Raw genomic sequence first — 15,348 nt, 5'->3', positions numbered from 1 at the left:
ATATAAGTCATGGATAAGCACATTATTATTATTGGGAGCGGCTTTGCCGCTTACCAGTTGGTAAAGTCTCTTCGCAAACTCAATGCTGAAACCCCAATCACCGTCATAACAGGTGACAATGGTGATGATTACTCAAAGCCTGATCTCAGTCATGTCTTTAGCAAACAACAGACTGCTAATGATTTGGTTAAACAGACGGCCAGCGAGTTTGCCTCAGCAAATAACATCTTACTCATCAACAACACCCGTGTTGATGCAATTGATACAGAGAACAAAACAGTTCACTACGATAAGCAATCTATAGTTTATTCGGACTTAGTTCTGGCAACCGGATCATCAGCATTTGTTCCTAGTTTTGCAGGCAATGCAACCGAAGATATCGTGACACTAAATAGCTTAGCGGAATACCAAAGCCAGCAAGACAAGCTTGCCCGTGCAAAATCAGTGTTGGTATTAGGCGCAGGTTTAATCGGTACCGAGATTGCGATGGATTTGGCAAGTTCGGGCAAGCAGGTAACGCTTTGCGATAAAGCCCCCAACTTGATGCCAACGCTGCTACCACCATTTATCAGCTCCAGCCTGTATCAGGCTATGGCACAAAAGGGGGTTAATATTCAGCTAGATAACACGGTAGCAAGTATTAATCGCCATCATCAACAACTCGTGACTTCTCTGGCTGATAAACAGTACATTGAAGCCGACGTGGTTATCGCCGCAATGGGGCTAACACCGAATACTCAGTTAGCCCAGCAAGCCAACATTGCCGTTAACCGAGGGATTGTCGTCGATAGAATGATGCAAACATCTGCACCGAGTGTATTTGCATTAGGTGATTGCGCCGAACTCGATGGCAAGGTACGCGCATTTATTCAGCCAGCAATGCTGTGCGCTATGACATTAGCAAAAACATTGCTGGGCACACCAAGTCCGGTTCATCTTCCGGCAAGTTTGGTGAAGGCGAAAACCCCATGGCTACCACTGCACCTATCGGGCAATACAACCGATGAGAATGCCTCCTGGGAAGTGACTAACGAGCCAAACGGCTTAATTGCCAAGGCCTACGATAAAGAAACTGCCAACCTGATTGGGTTTATCGTCAGTCACAACCAGTTAAAAGCAGCCTTCCCGTTGTTACGCCTATTGCCAGCTGAATAACCTTAGTTTTGATAAAACACTGCACGAAATGGATTTCAGTTAGGGAAGCTACCTCAGCTTCCCTTTTTTTCATCTCAACCAATAGTCACAATACACTTTGCGCTATACTCGGCACTTAGCTCAACGATATAAGACTGTACATGTACCAGCTTACTTTCTCATTTGCAGAATTCCTCTCCGAATACTGGCAGAAAAAACCCACGATTATAAAGGGGGGCTTCAAGGACTTTGTTGACCCAATCAGCCCAGACGAACTTGCCGGACTGGCAATGGAAGAAGAAGTCGATTCACGTTATATCGCCAAACATGGTGAAGAGTGGGATGTTTCTCACGGTCCACTGAACTTCGACAATTTACCGGAAGACAACTGGTCATTTATTGTACAAGCAGCGAACCACTGGCACGAGGGAGCAGCGGAGCTTGTCACTCCTTTTCGTCAGCTGCCTAATTGGTTATTTGACGATCTCATGATCAGCTACTCTACTCCAGGGGGCGGTGTCGGTCCGCACATTGATCAATATGATGTATTCATCACCCAGGGCTCCGGTAAACGGCGCTGGCGCGTCGGCCCGAAAAAAGACAACTATGAAGAAGAGTTTCGTCACCCGGCACTACGCCAAATCAAGGAGTTTGAGCCAATCATTGATGAGATTATGGAACCTGGTGATATTTTATATATTCCTCCGGGCTTCCCACATGATGGCTATGCCCTCGAAACCTCAATGAGCTTTTCTGTCGGTTTCCGTTCACCAAAAAAACAAGAGCTTCTGAGCAGCTTCGCTGACTTTGCCATCGCCAATGAAATTGGTGATATTCATTATCATAACCCCGACTTACCAGCTCGTAATAACAGCGGCGCTATTCTAGACGCTGAATATCAGGATCTGGAAGCAATGATGCGCAGCTTGCTGAACCACCCCCACCTAATAAAACAATGGATGGGTGAGCACCTGAGCAACAGCCGTCATGAGCTGGATATCATTTCAGCCGAGCCGCCATGGCAAAACAGCGAAACTTATCAGTTCCTAGAAAGCGGTGAGATAATGAAACGCCTTGGCGGTCTGCGAGCATTTTACTATCCCGAGCAGCCACATATTCTCTACATTAACGGCGATCGTTTTGAACTTCCGGAAGAATGTGGCTCTGCAGCCACGTATCTATGTGACGAGGAACAAATCACCAGTGCCTCACTAGGCAAGCAACTCGACCACCCGGCATTCATTGCCCTTCTAACTCAGTTAGTCAACTTGGGCTATTGGTATCCAGTAGACTAACCACTGAAATTAAACAGGCGCCATCGTTCATGAATGTGCTGCGGCGCCTGCTACCCTGTTGGATAATAAAACAACATTGAAAAAATCAAACAAAAAAAAGCGCGGCTTTGACACCGCGCCTAAAGCCTGTCACAGGCTTAAATTAATGGGCATTCAGACAAGCAACCGCATGAATATCTCCGCCTTCTAGCTGAGGTTTCTTATCAGCACAAGATGGTGTTGCCTGAGGACAACGCGTGCGGAAAACACACCCTGATGGCGGATTCATCGGCGAGGGCAATTCACCCTCCAGCAATTCAATATGCTTCTTTCGTTCCAGATCCGGATCCGGGATTGGAACTGCTGACATCAACGCCTTGGTATAAGGATGCTTAGGCTCGGCACACAATGCTTCCCCTTCACCCATTTCTACCGCATTACCCAAATACATCACCAAAACGCGGTCTGAAATGTGTTTTACCACTGATAAATCATGAGCGATAAAGATCAAGCTCAAACCCATCTCTTTCTGTAAAGATTTCAGCAAGTTCACAACCTGAGCCTGGATCGAAACGTCTAACGCAGAAACTGGCTCATCGCAAATAATCAGTTTGGGCTTCAAGATCAATGCACGAGCAATACCGATACGCTGACACTGGCCACCGGAGAATTCGTGAGGATAGCGGTTGATTACGTTAGGCAGTAGTCCAACTTTTGCCATCATCGCTTTGACTTGCTCTTTTACATCGTCAACAGCAAGTTTTGGATAGAATGCCTTCAGCGGCTCAGCGATAATCTCGCCGACAGTCATTCGGGGGTTCAACGAGGCCAGCGGATCCTGAAAAATCATCTGAATCTCTTTGCGCTTTTCTCGCATAGCAGCGTGATCCAGCTTTGTCAGATCCTTCCCTAGCCATACAACATTACCCTCGGTGGCTTCGACCAAACCAATTACCGCACGGGCAAACGTCGACTTACCACAACCAGATTCACCAACAACACCTAACGTCTCACCTTCATAAAGACGAATACCAACCCCATCGACCGCCTTTAGCTTTGATGGCTTGCTCCATGGCCATGCTGATTTAGGCGCAATATTGAAGTGGACTTTCAAATCTTTAATATCTAACAGTAGGTTTTTTTGAGCTTCCATTACCACGTCCCCATATCAGAAAAACACGCACGTAAACGACCTTCGGCAAAGTCTTTCAAAGCAGGAGCTTCCTGCGTACAGCGACTTGATACCCTATGGCATCGTTCCTGGTAAGGACAGCCAACCGGCAGGCGTAGTAAGTTAGGCGGATTACCAGGAATGGTTGGTAACTCCTCCCCGTCAGTATCTAGGCGAGGGATAGCTTTAAGCAAACCTTCGGTATAGGGGTGCGATGGCTTATAGAAAATTTCGTTGATTTTACCGTATTCCATCGTACGGCCAGCATACATCACCAGCACTTTGTCACAACTACCGGCAACCACACCCAGATCGTGGGTAATCATGATGATCGCGGTATTAAAATCATTTTTCAGCTCATTCAGCATTTCCATGATCTGAGCCTGAACTGTTACATCCAACGCTGTGGTTGGCTCATCGGCAATCAACAGTTTAGGGCGACACAGTAATGCCATTGCGATCATTACACGCTGACGCATACCGCCAGAAAACTCATGCGGATACATGGTAATACGCTTGCGCGCTTCAGGAATTTTAACCGCATCCAGCATGCGAACACTTTCTTCAAATGCCTCAGTCTTGCCCATCCCTTTATGTAGCATCAGCACTTCCATAAGCTGATCACTCACTTTCATATAAGGGTTAAGCGAAGTCATTGGATCCTGGAAGATCATAGCGATCTGTTCGGCTCGAATTTTATTCAGCTCGCGCTCCGACAGGTTAAGAATTTCACGGCCTTCAAACTTGGCACTACCGCTGATAATACCGTTCTTGGCAAGCAGGCCCATAATGGCAAAAACAGTCTGACTTTTACCGGAACCTGACTCACCCACAATACCCAGGGTTTCACCCTGCTGTAGGGAAAAATTAAGATCGTTAACCGCGGTGACGATACCGTCTTGTGTTGTAAATTCTACGCGTAGATCGTTGACATCTAATAAGCTCATAATACTTCCTTATACTTCCGCCTTCAGCTCATGACTTCATTCGTCTGCCATGAGCCAAAGAGCGATTCATTCTTATCTGTCTTTTGGATCCAGTGCGTCACGCAAACCGTCACCCACATAGTTAAAGCAGAACAAAGTTACCACCATAAACGCAGCTGGGAACATCAATTGCCAGATAGCAACCTCCATCGTTTGAGAACCTTCCTGCAGCAAGGCTCCCCAGCTTGTCATTGGCTCCTGGACACCAAGGCCTAGGAAACTTAAGAATGATTCAGTCAGGATCATTGAAGGTACAAGTAGGGTTGAGTACACAGCAACAATACCTAGAACGTTCGGTACAATATGACGAGTAATGATTCTCCAACGGCTCACACCTGATACATGCGCCGCTTCGATGAACTCCTTACTCCGCAGCGACAATGTCTGCCCGCGGACGATACGTGCCATATCTAGCCATGAGATTGCCCCGATAGCGACAAAGATCAGCATGATATTTCGGCCGAAAAAGGTAACCAGCACGATCACGAAGAACATAAACGGAATAGAATAAAGGATTTCCAGAATACGCATCATTGCGCGGTCGGTTCGACCACCAATGAAACCGGAAGTCGCACCATACAAGGTGCCAATTACAACGGCGACCAAGGCCCCAAGAATTCCCACCATCAAGGAAATTCGGCCGCCCATAAGCGTACGGGTATATAAATCACGACCGAGACTATCGGTGCCAAAGAAGTGTCCCTCGGCGCCAAGGCTCGGTGCCACATGCAGCGCATACCAGTCGGTATCATCGAAAGCATACGAGCTGAACATAGGACCAAAAATAACCGCGAGTGTAATACAGGACAAAATAGCAAGGCTGATCATTGCTGCCTTGTTTCGCTTAAAACGAATACCCGCATCCTGCCATAGGCTGCGACCTTCAATTTCCAATTGCTCTGAAAACTTCTCAACAGCCTCAACATTGTCTTTTTTAGTAAGCATCATCTGTTCGGCCCCTTAGTAACGGATTTTCGGATCAATGTACGCTAGTACAATATCGACAATGGCATTGAAGATAATCGTCAGTGTACCGATTAGAATTGTGATACCAAGAACCAGAGAGTAATCACGGTTAAAGGCAGCGTTAACAAAGAGCTTACCGATGCCCGGCAAACCAAAGATCGTTTCAATAACAACCGAACCGGTAATGATGCCGACAAAAGCGGGACCCATATAAGATACAACCGGCAACAGTGCAGGCTTCAACGCATGCTTAACAATAATGTACGGATAACTCAGGCCTTTCGCTCGTGCAGTACGGATAAAGTTGCTGTTCAACGTTTCAATCATACTACCACGGGTAATACGAGCGAACGTAGCAACATACAGCAACGACATACCGAACATTGGCAGTAGCATGTATTTCAACGAACCATCAAGCCAGCCCCCTGCGGGCAGCCAACCGAGGTTAATCGAAAAGATATAAATCAATACCGGAGCGAGGATAAAGGACGGCATGACCACACCGGCCATGGCGGTGGACATTATCGTGTAGTCTATCCAGCTGTTCTGTTTCAATGCTGCAATGGTGCCGACGGTGACCCCCATCACCAATGCAAAAATAAAGGCAAAGAATCCGATTTTGGCTGAAACTGGCAGGGCCTTAGTTACCAGCTCATTAACCGTAAAGTCTTTGTATTTAAATGATGGGCCAAAATCACCCTGGATAATATTTCCTAGATAAGTTGTATATTGTTCAAATACAGGTTTATCTAGACCATATTTTGCTTCGATATTAGCCATCACTTCAGGAGGAAGCGGGCGTTCGCTTGAAAAAGGGTTGCCTGGTGCAAAACGCATAAGGAAAAACGAGATCGTAATTAATACCAATAAGGTTGGTATTGCTTCAAAAATCCGTTTTGCGATGAATTTAATCATAAACTCCACCGTGTTATTTAGTCTGTGACAGTTAAGAAGATTGTACGTAGCAAATACGAACAATCAGCACTGCCCCGATCCCGGAGCAGCGCTTATTATTTATCTTGCTGTTTATTAATCAGCAATGATGTACATATCTTTACTAAAGATATTATCTTCAGGGTTTTTCTCTGGATAGCCACCTAGCTTAGGGTTTACCAGGCGCGCATTCACATAGTGATAGATAGGCATGATAGGCATGTCTGTTGCCAACTGTGCCTCAGCTCCCTTATAGGCAGCAGAACGATCGGCATCAGAAGCAGCAGCCAACGCTTTGTCTAGTTGAGCATCATATGGCTTGCTTGCGTACTTAGGATAGTTTTGTGAGTGTCCGTCACGAAGAATCGCCAAGAACGTTGATGCTTCATTGTAGTCACCACACCAACCAGCACGTGATACATCAAAATCACCTTGACGCTTGCTGTCTAGGTAACTCTTCCACTCTTGGTTTTCAAGAACGGCTGTAACTCCCAATGCTTTTTTCCACATGGAAGCAATTGCAACTGCAACTTTCTTGTGGTTTTCGCTAGTGTTATATAACAGATCAAACTTCAGAGGGTTCTCAGAACCATAACCTGCTTTGGCCAGTAGTTCTTTCGCCTTGGCAACACGTTCTTTTTGCGAAAGTGTTGAGTACTGAGGCATATCAACATCCAGTCCATTCGTTGCTAGCGGCGTGAAGTTATAAGCTGGCGTCTCGCCCTTACCAACAATAAACTTGGCAATCACATCACGATCAATCGCATAGGATAACGCTTTACGAACGTCTTCGTTGTTAAACGGTGCTCTGGTTGTATTGAATTCGTAATAGTACGAACACAGATAAGGCGTGACTTTAACGTCTTCAGGATATTCTTTTACCAAGCGCTTGAAATGCTCGTTCGGCATTTCATAAGTCACATCGACCTCCCCCGCCAGGAAACGATTCATTTCAGCGACCTGATTCTCGATTGGTAAGTAAGTAACCTGGTTCAGAACGGTTTTATCGTTATCCCAGTACTTTTCATTTCGAGTAAGTACGATTCGCTCGTTAACAACCCATTTCTCAAGCGAATAAGCACCGTTACCAACGTAATTCGCTGGACTTGTCCATTTATCACCCAGCGCTTCAACAACTTTCTTATTTACAGGCTTCAGCGAGGTGTGCACCGTCATTGATGCAAAATAAGGGACAGGCTTTTCAAGGGTAACTTTAAGAGTGTGCTTATCAACGGCCTCAACACCCAAAGTATCAGGGCTTTTCTTGCCAACAATAATGTCACTGGCATTCGCCATGGTGGTCATTTCAAGGTAGGAGGCGTAAGGAGAACCTGTCTTTGGATCGGCTAGGCGTTGCCAAGTGTAGACAAAATCTTCGGCGACTACTGGATCTCCATTAGACCATTTAGCGTCTTTTCTGAAATGGAAAATCCAAGTCTTGTTGTCCTTCGTTTCCCACGATTCAGCAACACCGCCTACCAAGGCACCATTTCCATCTTGGTTTACAAGACCTTCAAGCAGGTCACGAAGTACATTTGATTCTGGAACACCAGAAACTTTCTGAGGATCAAGAGACTCAACTTCTGTACCGTTACCGCGAACTAATTCTTGCTTCGCAGCTAGCTTAACGCCAGCCGGTACATCGGCCGCAAGAGCAGAGAAAGAGGTCGCTGCTACGGTCATACCCGCGCCTAATAATAGCGCCTGAGTAATTTTATTCTTATACATGCATTAACTCCAATACATTCTATCGATACGTCCATGACGTTCTTCAGTTGGCGCATAAAATGTCAGCAATGTCTGCATTATTAATCCTCAACAATACAGAGCAAACCGAAGAATTGGTCAAAACCTTATCAGGCATTGAAGCAATTTGCCACATTTCCATTACAAAAAGTGATATTATGCTTAATATGAACCCACAAAGCAGCTGAATAATCCAGATGTGGGTTTTGTTGCAGTTCAATCTGTCATAAAAGTCTTGCAATAGAGAAAAATCCGCCAAAAACGCTATGAAAACGCTAGTTTTGCATTAAATATTGCAGAGATGAATAAATATTCAGCATAAAACACTCACAGGAATAACAAAAGACCGCAGAGTCAATAACATTAGTGCAAAATCATGACACGCAGACATAAAAAACGCCCTGACAGGGCGCTTCGGAAAGAAATGACTTTTATTTATTTTCACTGTCTATGTCGAGATTTGGGGTCATATCACTATTTGACTGTTTTCTCTTTTCAGTTAGTGCTTCATCAATATCTCCACTATGCGACTCAGTATGCATATCGTCGTAAATTATCTCACCCAGCATCTGTTTGATTCGTCGGTTTGATACGCGTTTGTGCTTCATAAACCCTCCGATATTAACCTCAAAAACAAAAACTCAATCAGATTTTACATCAATGGTATCGACTGCCAGCTATCAGTAAGAACCTCTAATTGAATAATTATTCCAACTTCCAAAAAAATTCGTTGGGAAATTTTCAGCCAGATTTTAAATATGGCACAAAAGCCAAAATTGCGCCTGTAGCACATGCTTAATAACGAAAGAGAATAAAAAAAACGCTGATAGATTAACTTTTCACAAAGGCTTTTATTAACAATTTTCAAGTACCTATAACAGGTCAATAACGCTACTATCGTCACTATTGAGACGAGTTACTTCAGTAATATATGAGGTGCCAGTTTCAATATCCGTTCCCGTTCCGTTCTACCTTGAGAGTTGATTATGAGACCAGCAGGTTGTTTCTCACGTCCAAGTCCTTCCCGTGTTCGCCATGGTTATGTGCCACCATCACATAAAGCAAAAGGCAACTCTAACGGTGTCAAATAAGCTCGCGATAACAGCTTAAATTCACCATTCTAGCCCCTTTTCCAAGGGGCTATTTTCTTACTTTTCTCCGACTCCGCTACATTCTTTGCTCCCCCCCGTGCCGCAAGCTCTACTTGTCAACTTCAACATGGTATGAAATGATCAACACGCAGGTTCAGGGACTTGAACCACATAATAGTAAATGGAAAGATGATCAATGAACAAAGACGCCTATGATAATGCAGAGACTTATACCATCTCGCAGCTGGCACAAGAGTTTTCAATAACACTCAGAAGCATTCGATTCTATGAAGCTCAAGGGCTACTTAAACCACATCGAGACGGCAAAAGCCGAGTCTTTTCACGCCAGGATCGAGTTCGCTTGAAGCTTATATTAAGGGGGAAACGGCTCGGTTTCAGTCTTACCGATATTCATGAGCTATTCCACCTTTACGATGCAGAGAAACGTAACAAAAAACAGCTTCAAGCCATGTTAAATGCAATACAACACCGGCAAAAAATCCTGCTGCAACAACAAGTCGATATCCAGTCAGTCATGATGGAGCTTAATTCGGCTGAGCGCAGTTGCTATCAGCAACTCTCAAAATTTGACTAACTCCCCCCCCCTTTTCTGACAACTTTGAAGAAATGAAGATGATAACTATGGCTACCGTTACAGGAAAAGCCCGGCAGATCGCCGGGCACAAAGCAGTTACGCGATGAAGATATAATGCTTACCAGTAAACTCGTGCACCAATAGCAAACTTGCTTTCTGAGTCAGTTGACTTAACCCCAACAAAACTATCATTCGCTTTGTTTGTATAACCAAGCGTATCACCGTCTTCATAGCCATATTCAACATAAATACGTGACCAGCTATTAAAGTTGTAGTCAGTTCCTAGATAAAAGATCTTTCCGTCACCGTCCGCCCCCAGTGCGTTGGACTCCTGAGCAGCATAACCAACACCGGTATAAGCAGTGGCATTATCTGCCCAGCCATACGTCGCACCAAAGCTAAAACCATCTCCATCGATTGTCACGTTGGAGCCTTTTTTCTCGAGTTCAGAATTGTAATAAGTAAAGCCCAACAACACCGAGCCAACCGTATATTCAAGCGTGCCCTCAAAAAAAGTATTTTCAATATCGGCAGTAATTTTCTCTTCTTTGGTAAATTCCGGAATCGCTGGATTTGGTGTGACTGTCTTAGTTCCAATGCTAAATGACTTATCACGGTTAACACCGCCACCGAAATGGAAATTAAAATGACCAACACTCGAAGACACGAACAGTTCAGCCAATTCCTGATTGCTGTCATCTTCTGCCAAACCATAGTTGGCCGCAAGTAAGAAGTTTTCGCCTTCATAATTATACTTGATCAATGAATCATGACGAGCACCAGACAAAGTTGCATGAAGGATCCCGTTTCCTCCAAAGAAGTATGAATATTCCGCACCATAAATGTCATCCGAAACTATCCACTGGCGACCGATGGAAACCTTACCAAAATCGGTATCAACTCCAATATAATGCAAACGGTTTTTCATCGTATAGTCAGAACCGTCAGCTTTATAGTTCAGGCCAAATTCAACTTTACCAAATACATCCACTGTATCGGTAAGTGCATAATCAGCCTTAATACCTGCCCGAGAAGAGCCAGCATTTAAAGTGACATCTTTGTCTTCATATTTTTCGATTTGAGTACGAAGCTGGCCGTAGAAATCAACCGTTGCTTCATCTGTTTTTAGAAGCTCTACTGCGCTAACAGCGTTACAAAAAATAACGGCGGGAACCGCTACTGCTAATAGTGTTTTTTTCATTATACTTTCCTGTAATATTTTGTTGTGTTTTTCAACCCTTCCTGAGTTGAAAAGAAACATATCAACAACAAATAAACACCGCAACACCATCAAACACTATACAGACAGCAGCTTATACCGTATTAAACACTCGACACAGAGAATATAAAGCCAATCAATTTGTAAAAAAAACACCAATGATAACATTTAACTTAATTTCTTATGAAATAATTAGAACTTTGTATCAATATCACAATGGAATGCCAAAGAAGAAAAAAGACAAAATAAGTATAAACTATTTTAACTAAAGACCACAGACGATATAAATAAGGGTCAAAATTAGGACAAAGCTATTAACTATTTAATAAAAACAAAAACAAATCACTTAAAGTAAAAATCGGCGCTCTATAATCGAACGCCGCTATATTCCAATTACGTATACTATAAACTTTAATGAAGTGAAATACGTGCCAACCATATATTATGTTTATCCTTTACATAGCTGCCGTTTTCAACAAGTGATTTTAAATAACCAAGACGGTGATGACCTTCGAGTAAATTAAAAGGCGCTTTTAATACTCTCCCGTTTGTCGTATACAAATCCCGCTCATAATGCAATACAATCGGTGCAACAGGCCAAGATCCTTTTTCCTGCATATTCTGAACCAACCAGCTTCGTTGAAATAACGGATTATTCATACGGCTAGAAAACTTACTAACCAAATCATCATGCGGAGTTTTGATTTGGCTAATCACTTCGTCAGTACTCCAAGTTTCATTCGAGAAAGACATTGCTTGGAAGTCCAGCCACCCCCAATTACAAAGCACCCCTTTCCAATGCCGGTATACCCATTGCTCGAGAACTTCTTCAGGAAACTGGGGTAATACACCTTGTACCCTTTCCCGCCATTGTTCCCAAGGTTCACAATGACGGCTGCCAAAGCCATCTGGTGCTATGTCATAGAGTAATCGATCGCTTCTGATCATAACTACATCTCCCCTTTTTCCAAATTACAGCAACAAACACAATAACCATTCACTAATAACGATTATTTATTCTGATACTTTGAAATTAGCACACAGAAGAATGAAAGAACACCTGAATATTAAAGAAAGATTATTCACATTGACTCAAACAAAAACTGGCAGCCACTCACGGTCAAGACGTTTAGATAGAACGCCAATTTGACCACTTTCCTTTCAGAAGAAAAAGCGATAGTTATGCACAAAGGAAGCAACAATAAAATATGGGGTTATGCAAAGGGGAGAGAAACGAGCAACTTTAAATGATGGAAAAATCATATTAGAGCAGGGCAGAAAATTGCTTCTGCCCTACTTCATCAGGATAACGCTATTACTGCTCTTCCTGCCAGCGATCTGCAGCAGAGCTATCGGTTTCACGAGCGTCAACCCAACGTGATTCATCAGGCGTCTGCTCTTTTTTCCAAAATGGTGCGCGAGTTTTCAAATAGTCCATGATAAATTCGCATGCCTGAAAGGCAGCACCACGGTGAGCACTGGATACTCCGACAAAAACAATCTGATCGCCCAGATCCAAATCACCAACCCGGTGAATGACACGAGTTTGCAGCAACGGCCAACGCTCACAAGCCTGCACGACAATTTCTTCCAACGATTTTTCCGTCATTCCCGGATAATGCTCAAGGGAGAGACCTGTAACAGCCTCTCCTTGGTTGAAGTCACGCACCTTGCCTATGAAGGTAACCACCGCACCGGCATCAGTACCTTCCGCCAATTTGGCGTATTCTTCTGCAACAGAGAAATCTTCAAACTGTACTGAAATCATTGTTAACCTCCGGTCACTGGTGGGAAGAAGGCTATTTCATCACCGTCGTTAATGGCAGTCTCTAGCGGGCAGATAGTCTGATTAACGGCCACCAGTAACTTACCGGACTCCAACGCCAACTGCCACTTATCACCACGCTCACAAAGATGAGCTCGTAGCGTTTCAGCCGTTGAAAACTCAGCTTCTACTTCAAGGCGATCAACGCCGACCAGCTCTTTTACCTGAGCAAAGAAAAGTACATTAATCATGCTTTCACCTTAAAATGACCTGATTTACCACCCGTTTTCTCAAGCAGGCGTACTTGATCAATGACCATATCTTTCTGTACAGCCTTACACATGTCGTAAATAGTCAAAGCGGCTACTGATGCCGCTGTCAATGCTTCCATCTCGACACCGGTTTTACCAGCCAGCTTACAGCAAGACTCGATGCGTACCATATTTTCAGCTTCGATGGCTTCCAGCTGTACCTCTACCTTCGAGAGTAGTAATGGATGACAAAGCGGGATCAGATCCCAGGTTTTTTTCGCCGCCTGAATACCGGCAATACGTGCCGTCGCAAATACATCACCTTTATTATGATTACCGGAAACAATCAGCGAGAGTGTCTCCGGAGCCATATGCACAAACGCTTCTGCTCGTGCTTCACGAACCGTCTCTGCCTTAGCAGAAACATCGACCATATTGGCCTCACCGGAAGCATTAATATGTGTAAATTGAGTCATCGTCTTATTTTCCTAGGTGAGGCATAAAGTTACATGGGCGGTGGCTGGCATCCAGCTGCTCTTTAATAATTTTTGTCCATCCGGTACGGCAAGCCCCCGTTGAACCAGGCATTGCAAATATCACGGTTTTATTGGCCATTCCAGCAACAGCCCGTGATTGAATCGTTGAAGTGCCAATCTCTTGGTAGGATACCATCCGGAATACCTCGCCAAAGCCCTCAACCTGCTTATCAAATAGCGGGATCAGCGCCTCGGGAGTATTATCGCGTGATGTAAACCCTGTTCCGCCTGTTATCAGTACGGCCTGAACTTTCTCATCGGCAATCCACTGAGAAACAATCGCACGGATCTGGTAAACATCATCAATAACAATTTTCTTATCCGCTAGCGTGTGGCCAGCTTCTTGAAGTGACTCTGCAAGGTAGTGCCCTGAGGTATCATTCTTTTCGGTGCGCGTATCTGACACCGTCAATACAGCCACATATGCTGGCTCAAACGCAGTCTCTGCATGACCCATTACGGTAATTCCCAAACTGAAAGTATTAATAGATAGAAGTAAGACGATTTGACCAACGGCAAGCGCTGATCAAATTCGAGCATTATCCGCCGATTGAAGCCAGGTGAGGCGTCATACCGGAATTGCCGTCATCAAGAAAGTGGCCAACAGCTTTTTGCTGTAATCCACTTTGGATACGGTCAATTAGCGCCGTCCGTTGTTCGTCGGCCTCCAGCAGATCACGTAAATCAACACCATGATCACCGAACAGGCAAAGGTGAAGTTTGCCATTGGCCGAAATTCGCAAACGGTTACAGCTTTGGCAGAAGTCTTTCTCATAAGGCATGATAAGACCAATCTCACCTTGATAATCTGGGTGGCAAAATACCTGGGCCGGACCATCATTGTTGCTTCTTATCTTTAGAAGCCAACCATTGGCAATCAGGTGGTTACGGATACTCACTCCGGAAACGTGATGATTATTGAACAAGTCGTTCATTTCACCCGTTTGCATCAACTCAATAAAGCGCAACTGAATCGGTCGAGTCTTAATCCAATCTAGGAATTTAGGTAACTCCTGCGAATTGAGATCCTTTAAAAGAACGGTATTGATTTTAACCTGTTCAAAGCCAGCCTCAAACGCAGCATCGATACCCGCCATCACCTGATGAAACATATTTTCACCGGTGATCTGATAAAACATCTTCGGGTCAAGGCTATCGACACTGACATTAATATGAGTCAACCCAGCATCACGCCATTCTCCGACATGCTTCGCCATACGATAGCCGTTTGTCGTCGTTGCCACTTTGCTAATACCCGGCTGGGAGGCCACTGTACGAATAATATCGGTGAAATCACGGCGCAGGCTTGGTTCGCCGCCTGTAATACGTACTTTTGTCGTACCACAGTCAGCAAATGCCCCTGTCACGCGCTCAATTTCATCAAGCGTCAGAAAAGAAGGCTTCTTCCTTTCAGCAGGTTGGTAGCCATCAGGCAAGCAGTACGTACATTTGAAATTACAAACGTCAGTAACTGATAGTCGTAAGTAATAGAACTTACGATGGAAATTATCTTCAAATTGATTCGCCACGGAACACCTTTCCAAATACGGGAGGCCGATGCATTTCTTTATCGACCCTGGTGACAACATGTCACTGGCTTTATTCACCTATTGTCATCCCCAAAAGGCTGCAACTTAGTGAATAAAGCTCGGAGTTATGGCAGCTGCACACAATTAATTAT

The 15,348-nt window shown here is 44.4% G+C and carries 17 protein-coding genes and 1 riboswitch; of the genes, 4 read left to right on the top strand and 13 right to left on the bottom strand.

What is annotated here, in order from left to right:
* Positions 1 to 9: 9 nt before the first annotated feature.
* Together norW and EDI28_RS01485 are read left to right on the top strand one after the other, a co-directional pair.
* The gene (gene norW, locus EDI28_RS01490) at positions 10 to 1,155 is read left to right on the top strand and encodes an NADH:flavorubredoxin reductase NorW (protein WP_128782070.1); all 1,146 of its coding nucleotides are present in this window, start codon (positions 10 to 12) and stop codon (positions 1,153 to 1,155) included.
* A gap of 140 nt (positions 1,156 to 1,295) precedes the next feature.
* On the top strand, positions 1,296 to 2,429 hold the full coding sequence (locus EDI28_RS01485; protein ID WP_128782069.1) for a ribosomal protein uL16 3-hydroxylase: 1,134 nt from the start codon (positions 1,296 to 1,298) through the stop codon (positions 2,427 to 2,429).
* 142 nt (positions 2,430 to 2,571) lie between these two features.
* On the opposite strand, the gene oppF is transcribed toward EDI28_RS01485, so the two are convergent.
* From oppF to EDI28_RS01460, 5 genes are all read right to left on the bottom strand, one after another.
* Entirely contained in the window at positions 2,572 to 3,561 is a 990-nt protein-coding gene (oppF, locus tag EDI28_RS01480) for a murein tripeptide/oligopeptide ABC transporter ATP binding protein OppF (protein ID WP_128782068.1), read from the bottom strand.
* On the bottom strand, positions 3,561 to 4,526 hold the full coding sequence (locus EDI28_RS01475) for an ABC transporter ATP-binding protein (protein ID WP_128782067.1): 966 nt from the start codon (positions 4,524 to 4,526) through the stop codon (positions 3,561 to 3,563). The genes oppF and EDI28_RS01475 overlap by 1 nt, the downstream gene beginning before the upstream one ends.
* Positions 4,527 to 4,598: 72 nt before the next feature.
* The gene (oppC, locus tag EDI28_RS01470; protein WP_128782945.1) at positions 4,599 to 5,510 is read right to left on the bottom strand and encodes an oligopeptide ABC transporter permease OppC; all 912 of its coding nucleotides are present in this window, start codon (positions 5,508 to 5,510) and stop codon (positions 4,599 to 4,601) included.
* Positions 5,511 to 5,525: 15 nt separating this feature from the next.
* Positions 5,526 to 6,446, bottom strand: a complete 921-nt coding sequence (gene oppB, locus EDI28_RS01465) for an oligopeptide ABC transporter permease OppB (RefSeq protein WP_128782066.1) — start codon at positions 6,444 to 6,446, stop codon at positions 5,526 to 5,528.
* Positions 6,447 to 6,560: 114 nt separating this feature from the next.
* Positions 6,561 to 8,192, bottom strand: coding sequence for an ABC transporter substrate-binding protein (locus tag EDI28_RS01460; RefSeq protein ID WP_128782065.1), 1,632 nt, complete (start codon positions 8,190 to 8,192; stop codon positions 6,561 to 6,563).
* A gap of 59 nt (positions 8,193 to 8,251) precedes the next feature.
* Here EDI28_RS01460 and EDI28_RS26840 point away from each other — a divergent pair, with 59 nt between their 5' ends.
* Positions 8,252 to 8,398 carry a hypothetical protein gene (locus EDI28_RS26840; RefSeq protein WP_164918456.1) on the top strand — a complete coding sequence of 49 codons (147 nt, stop codon included), beginning with the start codon at positions 8,252 to 8,254 and terminating at the stop codon, positions 8,396 to 8,398.
* A gap of 243 nt (positions 8,399 to 8,641) precedes the next feature.
* Here the strand turns inward: EDI28_RS26840 and EDI28_RS26835 are convergent, their stop codons facing one another.
* The gene (locus tag EDI28_RS26835) at positions 8,642 to 8,818 is read right to left on the bottom strand and encodes a hypothetical protein (protein WP_164918455.1); all 177 of its coding nucleotides are present in this window, start codon (positions 8,816 to 8,818) and stop codon (positions 8,642 to 8,644) included.
* A 679-nt stretch (positions 8,819 to 9,497) separates the two neighbouring features.
* Here EDI28_RS26835 and EDI28_RS01455 point away from each other — a divergent pair.
* Complete coding sequence (locus tag EDI28_RS01455; RefSeq protein WP_128782064.1) at positions 9,498 to 9,896, top strand: MerR family transcriptional regulator; 399 nt, start codon at positions 9,498 to 9,500, stop codon at positions 9,894 to 9,896.
* A gap of 118 nt (positions 9,897 to 10,014) precedes the next feature.
* Here EDI28_RS01455 and EDI28_RS01450 read toward each other — a convergent pair whose 3' ends face one another.
* The 7 genes from EDI28_RS01450 to moaA form a co-directional block, all read right to left on the bottom strand.
* A complete protein-coding gene (locus EDI28_RS01450; protein ID WP_128782063.1) occupies positions 10,015 to 11,097 on the bottom strand; it encodes a porin in 1,083 nt (360 codons plus the stop codon).
* A 429-nt stretch (positions 11,098 to 11,526) separates the two neighbouring features.
* Positions 11,527 to 12,063 (bottom strand): hypothetical protein, encoded by a 537-nt coding sequence (locus tag EDI28_RS01445; RefSeq protein ID WP_128782062.1) that lies wholly within the window; start codon positions 12,061 to 12,063, stop codon positions 11,527 to 11,529.
* Positions 12,064 to 12,430: 367 nt separating this feature from the next.
* Positions 12,431 to 12,883 (bottom strand): molybdopterin synthase catalytic subunit MoaE, encoded by a 453-nt coding sequence (moaE, locus tag EDI28_RS01440; RefSeq protein ID WP_128782061.1) that lies wholly within the window; start codon positions 12,881 to 12,883, stop codon positions 12,431 to 12,433.
* A gap of 2 nt (positions 12,884 to 12,885) precedes the next feature.
* Entirely contained in the window at positions 12,886 to 13,131 is a 246-nt protein-coding gene (gene moaD / locus EDI28_RS01435; RefSeq protein WP_128782060.1) for a molybdopterin synthase sulfur carrier subunit, read from the bottom strand.
* Positions 13,128 to 13,607, bottom strand: a complete 480-nt coding sequence (gene moaC, locus EDI28_RS01430; RefSeq protein ID WP_128782059.1) for a cyclic pyranopterin monophosphate synthase MoaC — start codon at positions 13,605 to 13,607, stop codon at positions 13,128 to 13,130. Before moaC ends, moaD begins: the two co-directional genes overlap by 4 nt.
* Before the next feature lie 4 nt (positions 13,608 to 13,611).
* Positions 13,612 to 14,124 (bottom strand): molybdenum cofactor biosynthesis protein B, encoded by a 513-nt coding sequence (gene moaB, locus EDI28_RS01425; RefSeq protein WP_128782058.1) that lies wholly within the window; start codon positions 14,122 to 14,124, stop codon positions 13,612 to 13,614.
* Positions 14,125 to 14,206: 82 nt separating this feature from the next.
* Positions 14,207 to 15,196, bottom strand: coding sequence for a GTP 3',8-cyclase MoaA (moaA, locus tag EDI28_RS01420; protein ID WP_128782057.1), 990 nt, complete (start codon positions 15,194 to 15,196; stop codon positions 14,207 to 14,209).
* Positions 15,185 to 15,333: riboswitch (molybdenum cofactor riboswitch) on the bottom strand. Its footprint overlaps the gene before it by 12 nt.
* Positions 15,334 to 15,348 lie beyond the last annotated feature (15 nt).

Source organism: Photobacterium chitinilyticum, assembly GCF_004104355.1.
In the GTDB taxonomy this organism is placed as follows: Bacteria; Pseudomonadota; Gammaproteobacteria; order Enterobacterales; family Vibrionaceae; genus Photobacterium; species Photobacterium chitinilyticum.
This window is presented reverse-complemented; position numbering and strand designations above follow the sequence as displayed.